The sequence below is a fragment of the Pseudomonas sp. QD4 genome (assembly GCF_049199125.1).
Lineage (GTDB): Bacteria > Pseudomonadota > Gammaproteobacteria > Pseudomonadales > Pseudomonadaceae > Aquipseudomonas.
Genome location: NZ_JBLZOM010000008.1, coordinates 186,914 through 208,381 on the forward strand (window position 1 = coordinate 186,914; position 21,468 = coordinate 208,381).

The window sequence follows — 21,468 nt, forward strand, 5'->3', positions numbered from 1 at the left end:
CTTCCGGAGATCACCGATGTCGTTCCCTTCGCTGCGTCCTTTCGCCCCTTTCCTGCTGTCCAGTTGCTGCCTGCTGCCCTTGGCCGTGCACGCCGCGGTGGAGGCCGAGAACGTCCCGCAACCGGGGCTGGAACTGCCGGTTCAGAGCATCGTCGCCACCGCCAAGGAGGAGACCAAGCAGGCACCCGGGGTGTCGGTGATTACCGCCGAAGACATCAAGAAGCGCCCGCCGGCCAACGACTTGTCGCAGATCATCCGCACCATGCCCGGGGTCAATCTGACCGGTAACTCCACCAGCGGCCAGCGCGGCAATAACCGACAGATCGACATTCGCGGCATGGGCCCGGAAAACACCCTGATCCTGGTCGACGGCAAGCCGGTGGGCAGCCGCAATTCGGTGCGCTACGGCTGGCGCGGCGAGCGTGACAGCCGGGGCGACACCAACTGGGTGCCGGCCGACCAGGTGGAGCGCATCGAGGTGATCCGTGGCCCGGCGGCGGCGCGTTATGGCAACGGCGCGGCAGGCGGGGTGATCAATATCGTGACCAAGCAGGCCGGCACCCAGACCCACGGCAATGCCACGGTCTACACCTCCTTTCCCCAGCACGGCAGCGAAGGCGCGACCAAGCGCATGAGCTTTGGCCTCAATGGCCCGCTGACCGACACCCTGAGCTACCGGGTCTACGGCAATGTGGCGAAGACCGATGAGGACGACACCGACATCAACGCCGGCCAGGAGTCGGCGCGCACCGGCAACCAGGCCGGCACCCTGCCCGCCGGCCGCGAAGGGGTGCGCAACAAGGACCTCAACGGCCTGCTCAGCTGGCACCTGACTCCGGAGCAGACCCTGGACTTCGAAGCCGGCTTCAGCCGCCAGGGCAACCTCTACACCGGCGACACCCAGAACACCAACAGCAACGCCACGGTGAAGAGCCTGCTGGGCCACGAGACCAACCGCAGCTACCGCGAAAACTACTCGCTGACCCATCGCGGCGAGTGGGATTTCGGTAGCTCCATGGCCTACCTGCAATACGAAAAGACCCGCAACAGCCGGATCAACGAAGGCCTGGCCGGCGGCACCGAAGGCATCTTCAGCAACAGCGGTTTCTACACCGCGGTGCTGCGTGACCTGACCGCCCACGGCGAGGTCAACCTGCCGCTGCACGCGGGTGTCGACCAGACCCTGACTCTGGGCAGCGAGTGGGTCCAGCAAAAGCTCGACGACCCCAGCGCCAACACCCAGAGCACCAGCGAAGGCGGCAGCGTCAGCGGCCTGACCAGCAGCGGCCGCAGCACCGATTCCTCGGCGCAGATTTTCTCGCTGTTCGCCGAGGACAATATCGAGCTGCTGCCCGGCACCATGCTCACCCCGGGGCTGCGCTTCGATCACCACAGCGTGGTCGGCGACAACTGGAGCCCATCGCTGAACCTGTCCCACGCCCTGAGCGACAGCGTGACCCTCAAGGCCGGCATTGCCCGCGCCTACAAGGCGCCCAACCTCTACCAGTTGAACCCCGACTACCTGCTCTACAGCCGCGGCCAGGGCTGCTACGGGCAGACCACCAGTTGCTACCTGCAAGGCAACGCCAACCTCAAGGCCGAAACCAGCGTCAACAAAGAGCTGGGCCTGGAGTACAAGGCCGACGGCGTGGTGGCGGGCCTGACCTACTTCCGCAATGACTACAAGAACAAGGTGGAGTCGGGCCTGGGTTCCGTGGGCAGCGCCAGCGGTGGCACCGGGGCCTATGCCAACGCCGCGGTCTACCAGTGGGAAAACGTGCCCAAGGCCCTGGTCGAAGGCCTGGAAGGCACCCTGACCCTGCCCCTGGCCGAGCAACTGACCTGGAACAACAACTTCACCTACATGCTGCAATCGAAAAACAAGCAGACCGGCGACTACCTCTCGGTGACCCCGCGCTACACCCTGAATTCGATGCTCGACTGGCAGGCGACCCAGGACCTGTCGCTGCAATTGAGCGTGGCCTGGTATGGCAAGCAAACTCCGAAAAAATACGACTACCACGGCAACCCCGTGACCGGCACCTCGAGCAATCAGCTCTCGCCCTATGCCATCGCCGGCCTGAGCGGCACCTACGCCCTGACCCGCAACCTGAGCCTGACCGCCGGAGTCGACAACCTGCTGGACAAACGCCTGTACCGCGAAGGCAACGCCCAGGGCGTGACCAATATCGCCGGGGCCGGCGCCGCGACGTACAACGAACCGGGGCGCACGCTCTACACCAGCCTCACCGCGTCGTTCTGACCCGTTTGCGAGATCCCCTGATGAAACGTTTTGCCCTTTGCCTCGCCCTGGCTTTGGCCCTGACGGGCCCCACGACCCAGGCGCAACCCGCGCCGGAACAACCGATGGACACCCGGCTCTTACAGCAGCCGGGCCTGCCCTACAGCTTCAGCAGCCTGCTGCTGGATTCCGCCGACGGCCAGCGCCACTACCAGGTGTGGATCGGCCGCCCGCACCAGGCCGCGCCCAAGGACGGCTACCCGGTGCTGTGGATGCTCGATGGCAACGCCGCCCTCGGCGCGCTGGACGCCGGGCAGCTGCAAAAACTCGCCGCCGGCCAGGCGCCGCTGCTGGTGGCCGTGGGTTACCAGACCCCGCTGCGCATCGAACGCACCGCGCGCACCCGGGACTACACGCCCCAGCTGCCCGGTGCCGAGCAGAAAGACCCACTGACCGGCCAGCCCAGCGGTGGCGCCGAGGCTTTTCTTGAACTGCTGCGCCAACGCCTGCGCCCGGCGGTTGCGGCCCAGGCGCCCATCGACACCGATCGGCAAACCCTGTGGGGCCACTCCTACGGCGGACTGCTGGTGCTGCACGCGCTGTTCACCCGCCCCGGTGAATTCGCCCATTACGCGGCCGCCAGCCCGTCGTTGTGGTGGGGTGATGGCGCGATCCTCGGGCAACTCCCGGGCCTGGCCCAACGCCTGGACGGCCATCCCACACAGTTGCTGCTGATGCGCGGCAGTGCCGAGCCCGCCACTCCCCGCGGCCCTTCGACCGAGCCGGCGGATGCACGGGCCCGGCAGTTGGCCGGGGAACTGCGCCAGATCCCGGGCCTGAGCCTGGACTACCACAGCTTCGACGGCCTGAGCCACGGCGAAACCCTGGGCGCGTCGCTGGCCTATGTGATGGAGCAGTTGTATCTGCGCTGATCGTTCAGACTGCGCGCCGGCCGCGACCTCGCTTTCGCCAGCCGGCGCCGCAGCCACACCCCCCGTCAAGGCCGAAAAAAAACCGTCGCCAATTTGCGTGCAGACCGCCTCCCTCCTGCAGGACTAGACTTTTCTCACACCCCACCCCGAGGAAGTCAGCATGTCCAAACCCACTCCGGCGAAATCCCGCCAGCAGCACAATGACCGCGCCAATACCCTGAACCCCAATCGTGGGACTTCCGGCAACAACCCGGAAAACGCCAAGTCCCACGGCAATCGCGGCAAGCAACTGAACCCCAACCAGGCCTGACGCGAACTGCGTATCAGCCTCCCACGACAAGGGACTGTCATGACCACGACTATCCGTTTTGCCGCACAAGGTGAACTGATCAGCCTGATGTTTGCCGCCTTTGGCATCCTGCCCCGTAGAGCAGCGCAGCGCAGCGAGGGCCTGGATGAGACCTGGAAAAAGTCTGTGCAAAAACAGCTGCAACGCTTGAATCGGGAAGAAGGCGCATTGACCTCGAACCTGGCCAGCGCCATCGACCTGTTCAGCCGCAAGCTGTACACCTACCTGCCCACCGATACCCGGGTGGTGGGCTGTACTGGCGAAGTCTTGAGCGACTTGTATGAGACCTATAACGAGCTGATCAAAAACGAGGGCACCTTTCTCGATCAGGCCCAGACCCTGCGCTACTTCATCACGGTCGAGGCGATTCCGGCCCTGGCCTTGTCCCTGACCAAGCACGGCATGACGTACCGCCTCGGTGACCTGAGGCTGTGCACCCCGGACGACGAGTGGTGGTATTTGCCGTCATGGAATGCCAAGGGCCAGATCTGCCTGCCCCTGGAAAAGGTCATGCGCTGGGCCTATCGCCTGTGTCGGCTGTCCCAGACGCGCTTTCATAACCCGCCCCAGTTGCAGGAGGATGAAAAAGCCGAGCGGCGCCTGAAAAGCGCCGTCCGCTGGGTACGGGGCAAGAACGTACCGTCGCTGTCGGAACTGCACACGAACTTCAGCGACTCGTTCGACAACCTGGCACGCCATGGCCACCTCATCAGCGAGGCGGTACAAGACAGCATCCGCACGGCCCTGGTCTTCGCCCGTAGCAGCAGCTTCTTGATCAAGGCCCTGGTCGAGCAGTACGGCACGGAGTATGTGCAGCAGAGCTGTCATCAATACCAGTGCCACATCACGCGGCTGGCCGAAGACCTCCAGGGTTTCAAGGACCAGGCGAACGCCATGCTGGAGCAGGCGCCGGCGCCTTATGACCGGCGCCAGTTATGGGACAACGCCTGCGTCAACTATTGGCACGACGCCTACCAGAGGCTCAAGGGTGCCCAGCACGCCATCGGCCAGCGCCAGGAACAAGGCGGCCACGGTGCGCTGGCCGATGCCGAGTTGCAGGCCCTGGCCCGGGATTACGGAAAATTCAACGTCGGCATGGTTCTCGATCGCCTCGAACACCTGCGGCACTACTCGGCACCGGAACACTTCGCGCACCTGCTGTATGCGGGGTTCGACCTCAAGCGCGCGCCGGACACCTGCTGGGCCGACATCGACGCCTACGCCAGCGAACTGCAGCGCCACGGCCTGAGCCAGCACCTGTGCTGGATGGAGCCCTGGCTGCGGGCCGCCTACCACTACCGGCGAGAGGACTACGCCGCCGCCCTGGGCTATTACCAGACAGCGTTCGACCTGGCCAAGTACCGCGCCGGCAAAAACCAGTACCCGCTGGTCAATCAATACATCGAGGTCGCGGCCAAACAGGACGCCGCCGTCAAGTTCAGGCAGGGCATCGAATGGGCCCAGTACCTGGGGCTCCAGGTCAGATGGCTGCGGGACGATGAACCGACCCCCGAAAAGCTGGAGTTCGTGCGCTACATGCACAAGATCGCCCGCTACGCCCAGCTGTAACCCATCCGCTGTATCGACCAAACCGGAGTTTGCCCATGGCTTATTACCTCTACCAATGCGCCCAGTGCTACACCACCCTGTATGGCGACGCCCTGCCCGCCGGCGCGGCCTATACCTCCATCGTCAACGGCGAGCTGTGCTCCAGTTGCCAGGCACAGCAGGATCAGGATGAATATGACGACGACTAAGGTCCGAGCGGCATTTGTGTTTAAAATGCCGCCCCCTGCCCTTTGCCGACCCCACCCGATGACCCCAGACGCCCTCGCTACCCTGCACGCCCATCTGCTCGACGCCCTGGCCACCCCGCCGACCGAGACCCGCCGCCTGTTCCATGGCCGCGGGCGCTGCTGGCCAGGGCTGGAGCAGGTGACGGTGGACTGGATGCAAGGGCTGGTGCTGGTGTCGCTGTTCAAGGAGCCCGAGCCCGGGCAACTGGACGCGCTGATTCAGCTGCTGCTGGGTATCAGCACCTCGCCGACGTGGCAGGCCTCGGGCGCCAGCCATTTGCTGCTGCAACATCGCTACCTGCCGGACAGCAGCGCGCAATGGCTGCTGGGCGAGGCGCTGGATGAGCTGACACTGGAAGAAGAAGGCCTGCGCTATCGGGTGGACCTGGGGCGCAAGCAGAACAACGGATTGTTCCTGGACATGCGCTACGGGCGCAACTGGGTCCGGGAAAACACCCAGGGCAAGCGCGTGCTCAACCTGTTCGCCTACACCTGCGGTTTCTCCGTGGCCGCCATCGAGGGCGGTGCCAGCCACGTGGTCAACCTCGACATGTCGCGCCCGGCCCTGAGCCGTGGCCGCGACAACCATCGGCTCAATGGCCACGACCTGAGCCGGGTGAGCTTTCTGGGGCATGACTTGTTCAAGTCCTGGGCCAAGGTCAAGAACGGCGGACCCTATGACCTGGTGATCATCGACCCGCCGTCGTTTCAAAAAGGCAGCTTTCTGTTGAGCAAGGATTACCCAAGGGTGCTGCGACGGCTGCCGGAGCTGCTGACAAGCCAGGGCACCCTGCTCGCGTGCATGAACGACCCGGCCTTCGGCCCTGAGTTCTTGATCGACGGCGTGACCCGCGAGGCGCCGGGCCTGCATTTTCAACGGCGCCTGGACAACCCGCCGGAGTTCCCGGATATCGAGGCCGAAGCCGGCCTCAAGGCGCTGCTCTTTACCCTCGGGGATTAAACCCGACCGGCTTCAGCGGGCATCGCCGTCACGGGGTTTATAGAAGCTGAATTTGCCGATCTTGGCCGTCTTCACGTATTCCCTGGCCCAGGCCGGCGAAGCGCTGCTGTCATGGAAATACATGGCGCCGTGGGTGCGATCCGGCAGTTGCTGGTTCAGGGCCTTGCGCGCGATTTCCTTGGCGACGGCGTACGGCGCGTCCTCTTCGACCTGGTCCGAACGCCCGTCGCACCACCAGGAAAACTGGCAGGCATGCTGCTCCGAACCCTGCTTGACCACCTCGCACACGGTGTCCGGAAAACCCTTGTGCCCCAGGCGATTGACCACCACATTGGCCACCGCTTCCATGTCGTCCGAGGTGCCGCCCTTGGCTTCCCAATAGATGCTGCGGGCGAGGCAGGTCAGGGCGTCGTCCAGCGGCGCCGCACCGGCCGGGTCCACCGCCTGGGCCTCACTCTGACTGATGGCCTCGACCTTGGCCGGTGGCGGTTCGCTGCCCTTGGCGGCGGCTTTCTGTTCCAGGACTTCGGCTTTGTCGACCGCGACCTGGGCGGCGGGTGCCTGATCGGCGGCAAAGACCTGGCTCGCGCAAAGCGTGAGGGCCAGGCAGGTGGCGACTAATAAGGGCTGCATGATCGAACCTTCCGGCTGCTACACAAGGGCCGCCGGGGCGGCGCAGTCTGCAGGCTGGTGGCCGTGGGTGGGCGGGCAATCGCCCAGTGCTCGACCGGGCTCATAGAATCGACACTGGCGGCGCACGATCATTCCACCCTGCCCGAAAAAACCTTGGCCATCCGGTGCCGCAAACGCCCGGGAGCCGGGGGCTCAGGGCGCGCCGAACAGCGCGGTCCAGTAGATCCCCGCGTCGCTTTTCGGGTCCACGGCGTAGGCCGCGCCCAATTCGCGAAAGGCCGGGTTCATCAGGTTGGCGCAGTGCCCGGGGCTGGTCAGCCAGCCGTCGAGCACCTTGCGCGCCGAATCCTGGCCGGCGGCGATGTTCTCGCCGATCTGCCCGCCGGCATACCCCGCCAGCTCGGCCCGATCCCCCGGGGTGCGGCCGTCGCGGTCCTTATGATCAAAAAAGTTCTGGTTGGCCATGGCCCGGCTATGACCTTCGGCAGCAGCCCCCAGTTGCGCGTTCCAGGCCAGCGGCGCGCTGGCGGCAAAGGCCTGGGCCCCGCATTGGCGAGGCTGGGCGCGGGCCGCGTTGAGCAACTGCAACAGCTGTTGCCCTTCTGCCTGCCAGTCTCCGAGGCGCGCCGCCAGCAATGGCCGGGCAAGGACGATGCGCCATTCGCGGCCTTCGCGGCTGACGCCGATGTCGACAAACTGCGGGTCGAGCACCACCTGGCAGAAGCTTTCCTGCACCGCCTGCATCGCCGCGGCGGCATCCCGTGGCCCGGACAAGCTGATGGCCTGCACATTGACCATGGGGTACGCGGCCCGGGTCAGGGCCTGCTGCAAATCACCGACACTGCCGGCGGACAGCACCAGGCGCGGGTCGCTGGTCAGCGGCGGCAGCTCGTGGGACACCTGGCCGGCGCAGCGCTGGAGCTGGCCGCGGTAGCTGTTGATCGACTGCACCAACTGCGCCTCGTCAGCGGCCATGGCCGGGGCGGCCAGCAACAGGCCGATGGACACCAGGGCCAGGCGCCCGAGGGATGAGATGACGTGCATGAAAACCTCCGTGGGCTGAGTGCGCCCATGATGCGCGATCTCCCCCCGGGCGGTGCAAGGGCTTTTCAGCCCATGGCGCCAGTGCGCGGGGTCAGTGCGCGTGGGCGGCGGACGCTGGCGCCTGGACGAACAGCTCCAGTCCCAGGTTGCGGGCAAGATCCAGGTGCGGGCGGGGGTCGCGGCTTTCGGAGTCGAGCAGCAAGTGCGAGCTGGCGACGCGGGCGCCGCAGTAATCAAAGATGCCGTGGTCGATCTGGGTCTGCATCGCCTTGGCATAACCATGGCGCTCGAAGGTGCCGGCGTCGGCGCCGCCCAGGGCCAGCAGGTGCACGTTCAGGTGGCGCAGTTTTTTCAGCAGCTTGGCCTCGGGGCTGTAATCAAAGGCCCAGCCGTTGGCGAACACACGGTCGATCCAGCCCTTGAGCAGCCCCGGCATCGACCACCAGTACACCGGGTAGACCAGCACCAGGGCGTCGGCGCCGTCGATTCGGGCCTGCTCGGCGGCAACATCGGCCGGCGGCGCGACCTGCTGGCGGTGCACCGCGTGGTCACCGGGGTTGAACCTGGGGTCGAAACCCTTGGCCGACAGGTCGGCGATTTCCCAGGTATGTCCGGTTTCGGCCAGACCGGCGGCAACCTGCGCCGCCAGGCTGTGGGTCAGGGACAGCGGGTCGTGATGGGCGACAACGATCAGGGCATGCATGGTTCAGGCTCCACGGAGATTGAAAGGCAGATTGAGGGCACGGGGTCGGCCCTATACACTGCGCAAGCTACGATTAGTAAGTTAATCACCATAAGTTACTTTTGGTATATAAGACATGTCAAGCGACCTCAACCCGCCACCGTCCGAAACCGCCCCGCCTCGTCGCCGCCTGACGCGGGAAGATCGCCTGCGCCAGCTGCTCGACGTCGCCTGGCAACTGGTCCGCGAGGAAGGCACCGAGGCCCTGACCCTGGGCCGGCTGGCCGAGCAGGCCGGGGTGACCAAGCCGGTGGTGTATGACCACTTCAGCACCCGGCCGGGGCTGTTGGCGGCGCTGTACCAGGACTTCGATCAACGCCAGACCGCCGTGATGGACGCCGCCCTGGAGCGCAGCGAAGCCACCCTCGACAGCCGCGCCCGGGTGATCGCCGCGTCCTATGTGGCCTGTGTGTCGCTGCAGGGGCGGGAGATCCCCGGGGTGATCGCGGCCCTGGCCAGTTCGCCGGAGCTGGAGCAGATCAAGGGTGAATACGAGGCGATCTTCATCGAAAAATGCCGCCGCGCCCTGGCTCCGTTCGCCGTTGGCAACGGTATCGGCGACGCCCCGCTGCGGGCCATGCTCGGCGCCGCCGAAGCCCTGTCCCACGCGGCCGCGAACGGTGAGATCAGCGCCCTGCAAGCCGAAGACGAATTGTTTGAAATCATCCGCGCCCTGGTCCAGCGAAGCGCCGCTGGCAGCCAGTGACCCGCGCCCCTTTTCCAGCGGCGGAGCACGCCATGCATTTACTGTATCCAAGCGACCCGTTTGATCAGAAGCAGGTCGACGAGACTTATCAGGACGAATATGCCGCCGCCCGGGCCCTGGGCCTGAAGGCTTCGCTGTTCTGTTTCGAAGACTTCGAGGCCGGCCGGTTCAAGGCACACCCGGCCATTCCCGAGGGCAGCACGGTGCTGTATCGCGGCTGGATGCTGACGCCGCCGGTGTACATCAGCCTGGTCGAAGCCCTGCGCGTCCTGGGTGCCACGGCGTTGACCGACCCCGCCCAATACCGGCGTTGTCACCACCTGCCGGAGTGGTACCCGTTGCTGACCGAGCACACCAGCGAGACCCGGGTGCTGCCCGCCGACGCCGACTTCACCCAGGCCCTGCATGGGCTGGACTGGCCGGGGTATTTCATCAAGGACTATGTGAAATCCCTCAACACCGCTGGCGGGTCACTGGTGGCGAACGTGGCGCAGATCGCCCCACTGGTGGAGCAGATGCGCCAGTACCGCGGGCAGATAGAAGGCGGCGTGTGCGTCAGAAAGCGCGAGGATTACCTTGAGCACACCGAGCGGCGCTACTTTGTCGCCAGGGGCCGGGCCTACGGCGCCGATGGCGAGGTGCCGGCGCTGGTGCAACGTTGCGCGCGGTTGATCGACAGCCCCTTTTTCTCGGTGGATGTGGTGCAGCGCGCTGACGGTGTGCTGCGCCTCGTCGAGTTGGGCGATGGCCAGGTGTCGGATCGCAAGGAATGGACCGCCGAGGGTTTCGCCCAGGTACTCAAGACGCTCGGCTGAGGCTCGGGTCAGCGACGCCAAGGGGTAGGACCAGACCGAAACCGACCTGGTCGCTACCGTTGGCGACCCGTGGGAACAACGCCTGGAGCAAATTCGTATACCATATCCCCCATCTCCTTTCGAACGACCGCCATTGTGAACTTACCTCGACTCAACGCCCCGGACCTGGGCAACACGCCCTCCACCTCAGAGATCATCACCCGGCATCTGCGCGACGCCATCGTCGCCGGGCATTTCGACGAGGACGAGCCGATTCGCCAGGACGATATCGCCCGTCAGTTCAACGTCAGCAAGATCCCGGTGCGCGAGGCCCTCAAGCGCCTGGAGGCCGAGGGCCTGGTGATGTTCCAGCGCAACCGCGGGGCCATGGTCACGCGGATCTCGGAAGCGGAACTGGCGCAGATGTTCGAGGTGCGCATGCTGCTTGAAGACAAGGCACTGCGCTTGGCGATCCCCAACATGACCGAAGAGACCTTCGCCCGGGCCGAGCGGATCTGCCAGGAGTTCATCGGCGAAAACGACGTCGGGCGCTGGGCCGAACTCAACTGGGAGCTGCACGCCTGCCTGTATGAACCGGCGCAACGGCCGTTTCTGGTGAGCCTGATCCGCTCGGTCAACGACAAGCTGGAACGCTACCTGCGAATGCAGATGAGCCTCTCGGCCGGCAAGGACCGCGCCGACCACGAACACCGGGAAATCCTCCAGGCCTGCCGCGACGGCAACGTCGAACAGGCCGTGGCCCTGCTGGACGAACACATCGCCGGCGTCTGCAAGACCCTGTTCGAACACCTGCCTTGTGCGCATTGACGGCCAGCCGTTGCGGCACTGCTTAAAGACCTGAGATCCACGGCGCCCATGCCGGCCTCGCGCGCTCGGCAGCGGCTACAGCCCGATGTCCCTGACACCCTGTAACCGCTGCCGCCAGGCGGCGCTGGCCCGCGACACCGTCGCATAAATCCCCTGACACTCTGCGGCGTCCACCCCGACCAGCGCCGCCTCGCGGGCTCGGCAGCGACTCCAGCTCGATGCCCCCCCGCATCCCCCTGACACCCTGTAACCGCTGCCGCCAGGCTGCACTCGCCCGCAATACCACCGCATAACCCCCCTGACACTCCACGGCGCCCAAGCCGGACTCGCGCGCTCGGCAGCAGCTACGGGCGGTGTTCCTTTAATGGGCGTCGCGGGGAGTGGTTGCTCCCTTATGTAACACCACGGCTGCACCGACTTTAGACCGGTGGCGCCACTGAAGCGGGTCTGGCGGGGTGCAACGGCTCTCCGGCAAGGATCGGTGAATTAATTCCAGGTAACGGGGAAAAACAGGCACGCCCATTGCTAATAAAATATCGTATACGAAATTCACAATACGATTGCCCCCCACCTTTGCGCTAACGAGGCACCTATGAAAAACCCCGCTTTTGCCGTAGCCCTCACCGCCGTTCTCAGCAGTTCCTTTATCGCCACCGCCCAGGCCGACAAGCTCGATGACATCATCGGCTCCGGCAAGCTGCGCTGCGCGGTGACCCTGGACTTCCCGCCCATGGGTTTTCGCGATGAAAGCAACAAGCCCGCCGGCTTTGACGTCGATTACTGCAATGACCTGGCAAAAGTCCTCGGGGTGGATGCCGAGGTGGTGGAAACACCCTTCCCCGACCGGATCCCGGCCCTGGTCTCGGGCCGCGCCGATGTGATTGTCGCCTCGACTTCCGACACGCTGGAGCGCGCCAAGACCGTCGGCCTGACCGTGCCCTACTTCGCCTTCCAGATGGTGGTGCTGACCCGGGACAACACCGGTATCAACAGCTTCGACGACATCAAGGGCAAGGCCCTGGGCAACACCAGCGGCACCTATGAAGCCATCGCCCTGGAGAAAGACGTCAAGCAATGGGGCAGCGGCAGTTTCCGCGCCTATCAGTCGCAGAACGACACCATCCTCGCCGTCGCCCAAGGCCATATCGACGCCACCGTGGTCACCAACACCGTGGCCGCCGCCACCCTCAAATCCGGCAAGTACAAGAACCTGAAAATCGCCGGTAACGCACCCTATGTGGTGGATTACGTGTCCCTGGGTGCCAAGCGCAACGAGTACGGGCTGATCAACTACCTCAACCTGTTCGTCAACCAGCAGGTGCGCACCGGACGCTACAAGGAGCTGTTCGTGAAATGGGTCGGCAGCGAGATCCCGCCCACCGACCTGACCGTGCCAAAGGTCTACTACTAAGGTGACCGGCATGCCCAGCACGCCCACTGCCCTGAGCGGTCGCAGTCTGGTAGCGGGGGCCGCCCAAGGCCCCCTGCTGTTCGCCGAAGTCGGGCTGAGCTTCTGGGGCGGGGTCGACCCGGTCAGCGGCGAAGTCATCGACCGGCATCACCCCTTGAGCGGCGAGTGCCTGGCCGGCCGGGTGCTGGCCATCCCCAGCGGCCGCGGCTCGTGCACCGGCAGCAGCGTGCTGATGGAGCTGATCAGCAATGGCCATGCACCGGCCGCCCTGGTGCTGGCCGAGGCCGATGAGATCCTGACCCTGGGCGTGCTGGTGGCGCAGACCATTTTCCAGCGTTCCCTGCCGGTGCTGTGCATCGGCCGGGAGGCCTTCGCCACCTTGCGCGGCAGCGCGTTCGCCCGGGTTGAAGGCGATGCGCTGAGCCTGTTCGCGCAAGCACCGCCAGCCCTGGCCCCGTACCGCGACAGCCCGCAACCCGACACCCGGCCAACCTCGATCACACTCACCGCCCATGACCAGGCGCTGCTCGCCGGCACCCACGGCAAGGCCGCCCAGGTGGCGATGCAGATCGTGCTGCGCATGGCCGAGCTGCAAGGTGCACGCAGCCTGGTGGATGTGACCCAGGCCCATATCGACGGTTGCATCTATACCGGGCCGGCCAGCCTGCGGTTCGCCGAACAGCTGGTGCAATGGGGCGCCCAGGTGCGGGTCCCGACCACCCTCAATTCGATTTCCGTGGACCAGCGCCGCTGGCGCGAACTGGGCATCGACGCCGCCCTCGGCGAACCCGCCAGTGCCCTGGGCGATGCCTATATGGCCATGGGCGCGCAACTGAGTTTCACCTGCGCGCCCTACCTGCTGGACAGCGCCCCCAAGGCCGGCGAACAGATTGTCTGGGCCGAATCCAACGCCGTGGTGTACGCCAACAGCGTGCTCGGCGCACGCACCCTGAAATACCCGGATTACCTGGACATCTGCATTGCCCTCAGCGGCCGCGCCCCCCTGGTCGGCTGCCACCTGGACGCTCAGCGCAAGGCCCGCCTGCAGATCGAGCTGCCGCCATTGGCCGCCCTCGACGACGCCTTCTACCCGCTGCTGGGTTACCACATCGGCAACCTGGCCGGCAGCCGCATCCCCCTGGTGCTGGGGCTGGAACGGGCGCAGCCCAGTCTCGACGACCTCAAGGCTTTCGGCGCCGCCTTTGCCACCACGTCGGCGGCGCCACTGTTCCATATCGCCGGGGTCACCCCCGAGGCGCTGGACCCGGCCCAGGTGCTGGAACCGGGCGTGGCACTGCCGGTGGAGCGCATCCAGCTCGCCGACCTGCGCGCCAGTTGGGCCGAGCTCAACAGCGCCAGGAATCCCCAGGTGGACGTGGTGTCCCTGGGCAACCCGCACTTTTCCGCCAGCGAGTTCGCCACCCTGGCCCGGCTGTGCCAGGGCCGGCATAAACACCCCGGGGTGGTGCTGGCGATCACCTGCGGCCGGGCTGTGCTGGAACAGGCCCGCGCCGCCGGGGACATCGCAGCGCTGGAGGCATTTGGCGCGACCCTGATCACCGACACCTGCTGGTGCATGCTCGGCGAACCGGTGATCCCGCCCGGCGCCCGCACCCTGATGACCAACTCCGGCAAATACGCCCACTACGCCCCCGGGCTGGTAGGCCGCCCGGTGCATTTCGCGAGCCTGGCCGACTGTGTCGACAGCGCCTGCACCGGTAACGCCAGCGGCCGCCTGCCGGCCTGGCTCGAACCCGTCGCCCCCCTGGAGAGCCCCGCGCATGTTTGACTACACCTTCCAATGGCGCTCGGCGCTACGGGCCCTGCCCGACATGCTGGCCGGTGCCCTGGTGACCTTCGAGACCGCCGCGCTGTCGATGATCTTCGGCGTGCTGATCGCCCTGGCCCTGACGGTGATGCGTGAAGCCCGGCAGCCGGTGCTGCGCGGCATCGGCAACGCCTGGGTGTCGATCGCCCGCAACACGCCGTCGCTGTTCCAGATCTACATCCTGTATTTCGGCCTCGGCTCCCTCGGGCTGCACGTCAGTTCCTGGTTCGCCCTGCTGGCCGGGATCACGTTCAACAATGCCGGCTACCTGGCCGAGAACTTTCGCGGCGGGCTCAAGGCCGTGCCCACGACCCAGGTCCGCGCGGCACGCTCCCTGGGCATGAGCGCGTTCCAGACCTACCGCATGATCATCGTCCCGCAGTTGCTGAGGGTGGTGTTCTACCCCCTGACCAACCAGATGGTGTGGGCGGTACTGATGACCTCGCTGGGGGTGATCGTCGGGCTCAACAACGACCTCACCGGCGTGACCCAGGACTACAACGTCAAGACGTTCCGCACCTTCGAGTACTTCGCCATCGCGGCGGTGCTCTATTACCTGATTTCCAAGCTGATCGTCGCGGTAGCCCGGCTGTTGGCCTGGCGCCTGTTCCGTTACTGAGGGCGCATCCATGTTTTCCACCAGTCTTACCAGCAACGATGTGCTGTTCCTGCTCAGCGGGGCCTGGGTCACGGTGCAACTGACCTTCTGGGCCATCATCCTCGGCTCGGTCGCCGGGCTGTTTTTCGGTTTGCTGCGGGCCCTGCTGCCGCGCGCCAGCCTGCCCCTGGCCTGGGTCCTGGACGTGTTTCGCAGCGTGCCGCTGTTGATCCAGTTCGTCCTGTTCAACTCGTTCAAAAGCATTGTCGGCCTCAACATCAGCGCCTTCAGCGTCGGCTGCATCGTGCTCGGGATCTACGCCGCCGCGTACTTCACCGAGATCGTGCGCAGCGGCGTGCTCGCGGTGCCGTTGACGGTGCGCCGCGCCAGTCGCTCCCTGGGCCTGAGCTACCTGCAGGACCTGCGCTGGATCGTGTTGCCGATGGCCTCGCGCGTGGCCTTCCCCGGCTGGCTGAACCTGGTCCTGAGCGTGATGAAAGACACCGCGCTGGTGATGTGGATCGGCATCGTCGAGCTGCTGCGCGCCTCGCAAACCATCGTCACTCGCATTCAGGAACCGCTGCTGGTGCTGTGCATCGCGGGCCTTATCTACTACGTCATGAGCCTGGTGGTCGCTCGCCTGGGCGCTCGTCTGGAAAGAAGGTGGCAAGAAAATGATTGAGATCGACAACGTATACAAATCCTTCGGCGACCTCGAAGTGGTCAAGGGCGTGAGCCTGACCGTGCAAAAAGGCGAAGTGGTGTCGATCATCGGTGGCTCCGGCTCCGGCAAGTCGACCCTGTTGATGTGCATCAACGGCCTGGAGCCGATCCAGAAAGGCAGCATCCGCGTCGACGGCGTTGAGGTGCACAACCGCGCCACCGACCTCAATCGCCTGCGTCAGCGCATCGGCATCGTGTTCCAGCAATGGAACGCCTTCCCCCACCTGACGGTGCTGGAGAACGTCATGCTCGCCCCGCGCAAGGTGCTCGGCAAAAGCCGTCAGGAAGCCGAGGCGCTGGCGGTCCAGCAACTGACCCATGTCGGCCTGGGAGACAAGCTCAAGACTTTCCCCGGCAAGCTGTCCGGCGGCCAGCAGCAACGCATGGCGATCGCCCGGGCCCTGGCCATGTCGCCGGACTACATGCTGTTCGACGAAGCCACCTCGGCCCTCGACCCGCAACTGGTGGGCGAGGTGCTGGACACCATGCGCATGCTCGCCGAAGACGGCATGACCATGGTCCTGGTGACCCACGAAATCCGCTTCGCCCGCGATGTGTCCGACCGCGTGGCGTTCTTCCGCAATGGCCTGGTGCATGAGATCGGTTCCCCCGACCAGGTCATCGGCAACCCCCAGCAGCCGGAAACGGCGGCCTTCCTCAAATCGGTCAAGTAGGAGCAGGCAATGCGTTCATCGAAAGTCATTCATGTGGTCAGCTGCCACGCCGAAGGCGAAGTCGGCGATGTGATCGTCGGCGGCGTCGCACCGCCCCCGGGGGCCACGGTGTGGGAGCAATCGCGCTGGATCGCCCAGGACCAGACCCTGCGCAACTTCGTGCTCAACGAACCGCGCGGCGGGGTGTTCCGCCACGTCAATCTGCTGGTACCGGCCAAGGACCCACGGGCGCAGATGGGCTGGATCATCATGGAGCCGGCCGACACTCCGCCGATGTCCGGCTCCAACTCGCTGTGCGTGGCCACGGTGCTGCTCGACAGCGGCATCCTGCCGATGACCGAACCGCAGACGCACCTGGTGCTCGAAGCCCCCGGCGGTTTGATCGAAGTCGTGGCCGAGTGCCGCGATGGCAAGGTGCAGCGGGTGGAGGTGAAGAACGTGCCGTCATTCGCCGACCGTCTGGACGCCTGGATCGAGGTCGAGGGCCTGGGTTCGCTGCAGGTCGACACGGCCTATGGCGGCGACAGCTTTGTGATCGCCGATGCCCAGCGCCTGGGCTTTGCCATCCGCCCGGACGAGGCCCGGGAGCTGGTGGAGATCGGCTTGAAAATCACCCGCGCGGCCAACGAACAACTGGGTTTTGTGCACCCGCTGAACCCTGAGTGGTCGCATATTTCGTTCTGCCAGATCGCCGCGCCCATCGTCCATGAGAACGGCGTGGCCACCGGCGCCAACGCGGTGGTGATCCAACCCGGCAAGATCGACCGCTCCCCCACCGGCACCGGGTGTTCGGCGCGCATGGCGGTGCTCCAGGCCAAGGGCTTGATGCAGGTGGGCGAGCGCTTTATCGGGCGCTCGATCCTCGGTTCCGAGTTCCATTGCCGCATCGATTCCCTGACCGAAGTGGCCGGGCACCCGGCCATTTACCCGTGCATTTCCGGGCGCGCCTGGATCACCGGCACCCATCAATTGCTGCTCGACCCCAGCGATCCGTGGCCTGAAGGCTACCGGTTGTCGGACACCTGGCCCGGCGCCTAATTTCCAACCCTTTGATTTAAAGCGAGAAAACCCGAAACCACGGGCCATTTGCAAAATACTGCTGGCCGACCTTAGGCCTTTCAAATATCGTATACGAAATACAATTAACAACCGGAGACTACTATGAGCAAGCGCATCAACTGGAGTGGCGTTTTCCCCGCGGTGACCACTCAATTCAATGACGACTTCTCCATCAACCTGGAGAAAACCCACCAGGTGATTTCCAACGTGATCCGCGACGGCGTCTCGGGCCTGGTGGTGTGTGGTTCGGTGGGCGAAAACACCTCGCTGACCGCCGAAGAAAAAATCGCCGTGACCGAAGTTGCGGTGGATGCCTCCCGCGGCCGGGTCCCGGTGATCTGCGGCGTGGCCGAATTCACCAGCGTACAGGCGGCCAAGGTGGCCAACGCCGTGCGCAAGGTCGGGGTGGACGGGGTGATGCTGATGCCGGCCCTGGTCTACGGCTCCAAGCCATTCGAGACCGCCGAGCACTACCGCTACGTGGCCAAGAATGCCGACGTGCCACTAATGGTCTACAACAACCCGCCGATCTACAAAAACGACGTGACCCCGGACATCCTGATTTCCCTGGCCGACTGCGACAACGTGGTGTGCTTCAAGGATTCTTCCGGCGACACCCGGCGTTTTATCGACGTGCGCAATGAAGTCGGCGACCGCTTCGTGCTGTTCGCCGGCCTCGACGACGTGGTCCTGGAAAGCCTGGCGGTGGGTGCCGAGGGCTGGGTCTCGGGCATGTCCAACGTGTTCCCCAAGGAAGGCGAAACCATCTTCCGCCTGGCCAAGGCCGGCCGTTACGAAGAAGCCATGCCGATCTACGAATGGCTGATGCCGATCCTGCACCTCGATGCCCGCCCGGACCTGGTGCAGTGCATCAAACTGTGTGAAGCCATCGCCGGTCGCGGCAGCGCCCTGACCCGTCCGCCACGCCTGGCCTTGCCGCAAGCCGATCGCGAGTTCGTCGAGCGCATCATGGCCAAGGCCCTGGCCAACCGTCCGCATCTGCCGGACGTCGGTCTCTGAGTGGGTGCCGGGCCGGCCTATACGGCCCGGCCCGGCTTGCCCGTTACTGCGCCCCCCACAGGAAACGCCAGCATGTCCACTCTTCCAGCCTCCCCCGCTTCCTCGAACCACACCACTCCATCGGGCCTGAAACGGGTCGTGGCCGCCGCCATGGCCGGTACAGTCGCCGAATGGTATGAATTCTTCCTGTATGGCACCGCCTCGGCCCTGGTCTTCGGCCAGTTGTTCTTCCGCCAGACCGACAGCCCCATCGACGGCATCATCGCCGCCTTCGCCCTCTACGCCGTGGGCTTTCTTGCACGCCCCCTGGGCGGCCTGGTGTTCGGTCACTACGGTGACAAATTCGGCCGCAAGCGCCTGCTGCAACTGAGTTTGGTGGTGGTCGGCATCACCACCTTCCTCATGGGCTGCCTGCCCGGTTTCGACAGCATCGGCTACGCCGCGCCAGTGTTACTGGTGCTGCTGCGGCTGATCCAGGGCTTCGCCTTTGGCGGTGAATGGGGCGGCGCGATTCTGCTGGTCTCCGAACACTGTCCGGACAACCGTCGCGGCTTCTGGGCCAGTTGGCCCCAGGCCGGGGTTCCGGCCGGCAACCTGGTGGCCACCGTGGCGCTGTTGCTGCTGTCGTCGAACCTGTCCGAAGAACAGTTCCTGTCCTGGGGCTGGCGCGTGGCGTTCTGGTTCTCGGCGGTGGTGGTGCTGATCGGCTACTGGATCCGCACCAGTGTCGATGACGCGCCAATCTTCAAGGAAACCCAGGCCCGCCAGGCCAAAAACAAGGTCCAGCAGCTGGGGGTGATCGAAGTCCTGCGCCACCACTGGCGGTCGGTGCTGGTGGGGATTGGCGCGCGCTTTGCGGAAAACATCCTGTATTACACCGTGGTCACCTTCTCCATCACCTACCTCAAGCTGGTGGTGCACAAGGACACCACCGAGATCCTGCTGCTGATGTTCGGCGCGCACCTGCTGCACTTTTTCATGATCCCGCTGATGGGCTACCTGTCGGATCTGGTGGGGCGCAAACCGGTGTACCTGACCGGTGCCGTGCTCACCGCGTTCTGGGGCTTTGTCGGCTTTCCGATGATGGACACCGGCAACAACTGGCTGATCATGGCCGCCATCACCCTGGGCCTGGCCATCGAGTCCATGACCTATGCGCCCTACTCGGCGCTGATGGCCGAGCTGTTCCCGACCCACGTGCGCTACACCGCGTTGTCGCTGTGCTACCAAGTGGCGCCGATCTTCGCCGGCTCCCTGGCGCCGCTGATCGCCATCACCCTGCTGAACAAGTACCACAGCTCCACACCCATCGCATGGTACCTGGTGGGCGCCGCGCTGATCTCCATCGTCGCCGTCGGCCTGACCCGCGAGACCCGGGGCAAGTCGCTGCATCAGGTGGATGCCGAAGCGGCCGTGCGGGTTGCCGCCCACGATGCTGCGCAAACCGCCCCGGGCCGGGGTAATTCGCTGGCCTGAGCCATGAACCCACCACTCAAGGAGCCTTGCATGACCCAGATCATCGGCCACAACTACATCGGCGGCGCCCGCAGCGCCGCCGGCAACCGCACCCTGCACAGCCATGACGCCAGCAGTGGCGAAGCCCTGCCCTACCGCTTTACCCAGGCCACCGAGGCCGAAGTCGATGCCGCAGCCCGCGCCGCAGCAGCGGCCTACCCGGCATTTCGCAGCCTGGCGGCCAGCCGCCGAGCGCAATTTCTGGACGCCATCGCCGAGCAACTGGATGCCCTGGGCGATGATTTCGTGGCCCTGGTGGGTCGCGAAACCGCGCTGCCGGCCGGGCGGATCCAGGGCGAGCGCGGGCGCACCAGCGGCCAGATGCGGCTGTTTGCCGAAGTGCTGCGCCGGGGTGATTTTTACGCCGCGCGGATCGACCGCGCCCTGCCCGAACGCCAGCCGCTGCCCCGGGTCGACCTGCGCCAATGCCGCATGGGCGTCGGCCCGGTGGCGGTGTTTGGCGCCAGCAACTTCCCCCTCGCTTTCTCCACCGCCGGCGGCGATACCGCTGCCGCGCTCGCCGCGGGCTGCCCGGTGGTGTTCAAGGCCCACAGCGGCCATATGGCCACAGCCGAGTGGGTGGCCGATGCGATCCTGCGCGCCGCCGAACAGACCGGCATGCCGCCGGGGGTGTTCAACATGATCTATGGCGCCGGGGTCGGCGAGGCCCTGGTCAAGCACCCGGCGATCCAGGCCGTGGGCTTTACCGGTTCGCTCAAGGGTGGAAGGGCCCTGTGCGACATGGCCGCCGCCCGGCCGCAGCCGATCCCGGTGTTTGCCGAGATGAGCAGCATCAACCCGGTACTGCTACTGCCGGAAGCGCTGCGGGTGCGCGGTGAGAAAATCGCCGCCGAACTGACGGCTTCAGTGGTCCAGGGCTGTGGTCAGTTCTGTACCAACCCGGGGTTGGTGCTGGGCCTGCGCAGCGCGCAATTCAGCGCATTCAGCGAACGCCTCGCGGCGCTGCTGGGGGAACAGCCGGCGCAGACCATGCTCAACGCCGGAACCCTGGCCAGTTACGCCAAAGGCGTGGCAGCGCTGCATGAGCATCCGCGCATCCAGCACCTGTCCGGGCGTGAACAACACGGGCCACAGGCGCAGCCGCAGTTGTTCAAGGCCGATGTCAGCCTGTTGCTGGAGGGTGACCCGTTGTTGCAGGAAGAGGTGTTCGGCCCGGCCACGGTACTCGTGGAAGTGGCGGACATGGCGCAACTGCAACAGGCCTTGCAGGCCCTGCACGGGCAACTGACGGCGACCCTGATTGGCGAGGCCGACGAGTTGCAGGGCCATGGCGAGCTGCTGGCGCTGCTGGAACAGAAGGTCGGCCGGGTGCTGTTCAACGGCTACCCGACCGGGGTCGAAGTCTGTGATGCGATGGTCCATGGCGGCCCTTACCCGGCCACCTCGGATGCCCGCGGAACCTCGGTCGGCAGCCTGGCCATCGAGCGCTTCCTGCGCCCGGTGTGCTACCAGAACTGCCCCGACGCCCTGCTCCCCGAAGCCCTGCAAAACGCCAACCCCTTACACCTCAACCGCCTGATCGACGGCCAAAACAGCCGCAGCGCCGTGTAACCGCAGCCTGGCGGCAGCGGCTACAGCGTTCAGCTTCCGCC

At 65.5% G+C, this 21,468-nt stretch carries 21 protein-coding genes; 18 read left to right on the plus strand and 3 right to left on the minus strand.

Annotated features, from left to right (window positions below; translation table 11 throughout):
- The first annotated feature begins 16 nt into the window (after window positions 1–16).
- The 6 genes from ACOZJV_RS31170 to ACOZJV_RS31195 all read left to right on the plus strand — a co-directional run bounded on the left by ACOZJV_RS31170 (window position 17) and on the right by ACOZJV_RS31195 (window position 6,280).
- Entirely contained in the window at window positions 17–2,263 is a 2,247-nt protein-coding gene (locus ACOZJV_RS31170) for a TonB-dependent siderophore receptor (protein WP_421549273.1), read from the plus strand.
- 20 nt (window positions 2,264–2,283) lie between these two features.
- Window positions 2,284–3,174: an alpha/beta hydrolase gene (locus ACOZJV_RS31175; RefSeq protein ID WP_421549274.1), complete on the plus strand. Its 891-nt coding sequence runs from the start codon at window positions 2,284–2,286 to the stop codon at window positions 3,172–3,174.
- A gap of 160 nt (window positions 3,175–3,334) precedes the next feature.
- On the plus strand, window positions 3,335–3,484 hold the full coding sequence (locus tag ACOZJV_RS31180; RefSeq protein WP_421549275.1) for a hypothetical protein: 150 nt from the start codon (window positions 3,335–3,337) through the stop codon (window positions 3,482–3,484).
- A gap of 39 nt (window positions 3,485–3,523) precedes the next feature.
- Window positions 3,524–5,092, plus strand: coding sequence for a hypothetical protein (locus ACOZJV_RS31185; RefSeq protein ID WP_421549276.1), 1,569 nt, complete (start codon window positions 3,524–3,526; stop codon window positions 5,090–5,092).
- A 35-nt stretch (window positions 5,093–5,127) separates the two neighbouring features.
- Complete coding sequence (locus ACOZJV_RS31190; RefSeq protein ID WP_178102997.1) at window positions 5,128–5,280, plus strand: hypothetical protein; 153 nt, start codon at window positions 5,128–5,130, stop codon at window positions 5,278–5,280.
- Between the two features lie 58 nt (window positions 5,281–5,338).
- Complete coding sequence (locus ACOZJV_RS31195; RefSeq protein WP_078473341.1) at window positions 5,339–6,280, plus strand: class I SAM-dependent methyltransferase; 942 nt, start codon at window positions 5,339–5,341, stop codon at window positions 6,278–6,280.
- 12 nt (window positions 6,281–6,292) lie between these two features.
- Here ACOZJV_RS31195 and ACOZJV_RS31200 read toward each other — a convergent pair whose 3' ends face one another.
- From ACOZJV_RS31200 to ACOZJV_RS31210, 3 genes are all read right to left on the minus strand, one after another.
- Window positions 6,293–6,913 carry a cell wall hydrolase gene (locus ACOZJV_RS31200; protein ID WP_078473342.1) on the minus strand — a complete coding sequence of 207 codons (621 nt, stop codon included), beginning with the start codon at window positions 6,911–6,913 and terminating at the stop codon, window positions 6,293–6,295.
- A gap of 192 nt (window positions 6,914–7,105) precedes the next feature.
- On the minus strand, window positions 7,106–7,957 hold the full coding sequence (locus ACOZJV_RS31205; RefSeq protein ID WP_078473343.1) for a CAP domain-containing protein: 852 nt from the start codon (window positions 7,955–7,957) through the stop codon (window positions 7,106–7,108).
- 91 nt (window positions 7,958–8,048) lie between these two features.
- Window positions 8,049–8,660, minus strand: a complete 612-nt coding sequence (locus ACOZJV_RS31210) for an NAD(P)H-dependent oxidoreductase (protein WP_421549277.1) — start codon at window positions 8,658–8,660, stop codon at window positions 8,049–8,051.
- A 115-nt stretch (window positions 8,661–8,775) separates the two neighbouring features.
- Here ACOZJV_RS31210 and ACOZJV_RS31215 point away from each other — a divergent pair, with 115 nt between their 5' ends.
- The 12 genes from ACOZJV_RS31215 to ACOZJV_RS31270 all read left to right on the plus strand — a co-directional run bounded on the left by ACOZJV_RS31215 (window position 8,776) and on the right by ACOZJV_RS31270 (window position 21,427).
- Window positions 8,776–9,405 carry a TetR/AcrR family transcriptional regulator gene (locus ACOZJV_RS31215; protein WP_421549278.1) on the plus strand — a complete coding sequence of 210 codons (630 nt, stop codon included), beginning with the start codon at window positions 8,776–8,778 and terminating at the stop codon, window positions 9,403–9,405.
- Window positions 9,406–9,437: 32 nt separating this feature from the next.
- A complete protein-coding gene (locus tag ACOZJV_RS31220) occupies window positions 9,438–10,220 on the plus strand; it encodes an ATP-grasp domain-containing protein (protein WP_421549279.1) in 783 nt (260 codons plus the stop codon).
- A 135-nt stretch (window positions 10,221–10,355) separates the two neighbouring features.
- Window positions 10,356–11,027 carry a GntR family transcriptional regulator gene (locus tag ACOZJV_RS31225; RefSeq protein WP_043228938.1) on the plus strand — a complete coding sequence of 224 codons (672 nt, stop codon included), beginning with the start codon at window positions 10,356–10,358 and terminating at the stop codon, window positions 11,025–11,027.
- 592 nt (window positions 11,028–11,619) lie between these two features.
- Window positions 11,620–12,438 (plus strand): transporter substrate-binding domain-containing protein, encoded by an 819-nt coding sequence (locus ACOZJV_RS31230; RefSeq protein WP_078473348.1) that lies wholly within the window; start codon window positions 11,620–11,622, stop codon window positions 12,436–12,438.
- A gap of 10 nt (window positions 12,439–12,448) precedes the next feature.
- Window positions 12,449–14,227, plus strand: a complete 1,779-nt coding sequence (locus tag ACOZJV_RS31235; protein ID WP_078473349.1) for an aconitase X — start codon at window positions 12,449–12,451, stop codon at window positions 14,225–14,227.
- On the plus strand, window positions 14,220–14,885 hold the full coding sequence (locus ACOZJV_RS31240; RefSeq protein WP_020296187.1) for an amino acid ABC transporter permease: 666 nt from the start codon (window positions 14,220–14,222) through the stop codon (window positions 14,883–14,885). The genes ACOZJV_RS31235 and ACOZJV_RS31240 overlap by 8 nt, the downstream gene beginning before the upstream one ends.
- Window positions 14,886–14,895: 10 nt before the next feature.
- Window positions 14,896–15,546 (plus strand): amino acid ABC transporter permease, encoded by a 651-nt coding sequence (locus ACOZJV_RS31245; RefSeq protein WP_020296188.1) that lies wholly within the window; start codon window positions 14,896–14,898, stop codon window positions 15,544–15,546.
- Window positions 15,539–16,261, plus strand: a complete 723-nt coding sequence (locus ACOZJV_RS31250) for an amino acid ABC transporter ATP-binding protein (RefSeq protein WP_078473350.1) — start codon at window positions 15,539–15,541, stop codon at window positions 16,259–16,261. Before ACOZJV_RS31245 ends, ACOZJV_RS31250 begins: the two co-directional genes overlap by 8 nt.
- Before the next feature lie 9 nt (window positions 16,262–16,270).
- A complete protein-coding gene (locus ACOZJV_RS31255) occupies window positions 16,271–17,299 on the plus strand; it encodes a trans-3-hydroxy-L-proline dehydratase (protein ID WP_421549280.1) in 1,029 nt (342 codons plus the stop codon).
- Between the two features lie 123 nt (window positions 17,300–17,422).
- Complete coding sequence (locus tag ACOZJV_RS31260) at window positions 17,423–18,340, plus strand: dihydrodipicolinate synthase family protein (RefSeq protein WP_020296191.1); 918 nt, start codon at window positions 17,423–17,425, stop codon at window positions 18,338–18,340.
- A 72-nt stretch (window positions 18,341–18,412) separates the two neighbouring features.
- Window positions 18,413–19,816: a fosfomycin efflux MFS transporter AbaF gene (gene abaF / locus ACOZJV_RS31265; protein WP_421549281.1), complete on the plus strand. Its 1,404-nt coding sequence runs from the start codon at window positions 18,413–18,415 to the stop codon at window positions 19,814–19,816.
- A gap of 30 nt (window positions 19,817–19,846) precedes the next feature.
- Entirely contained in the window at window positions 19,847–21,427 is a 1,581-nt protein-coding gene (locus tag ACOZJV_RS31270) for an aldehyde dehydrogenase (NADP(+)) (protein WP_421549282.1), read from the plus strand.
- The last annotated feature ends 41 nt before the right edge of the window (window positions 21,428–21,468 follow it).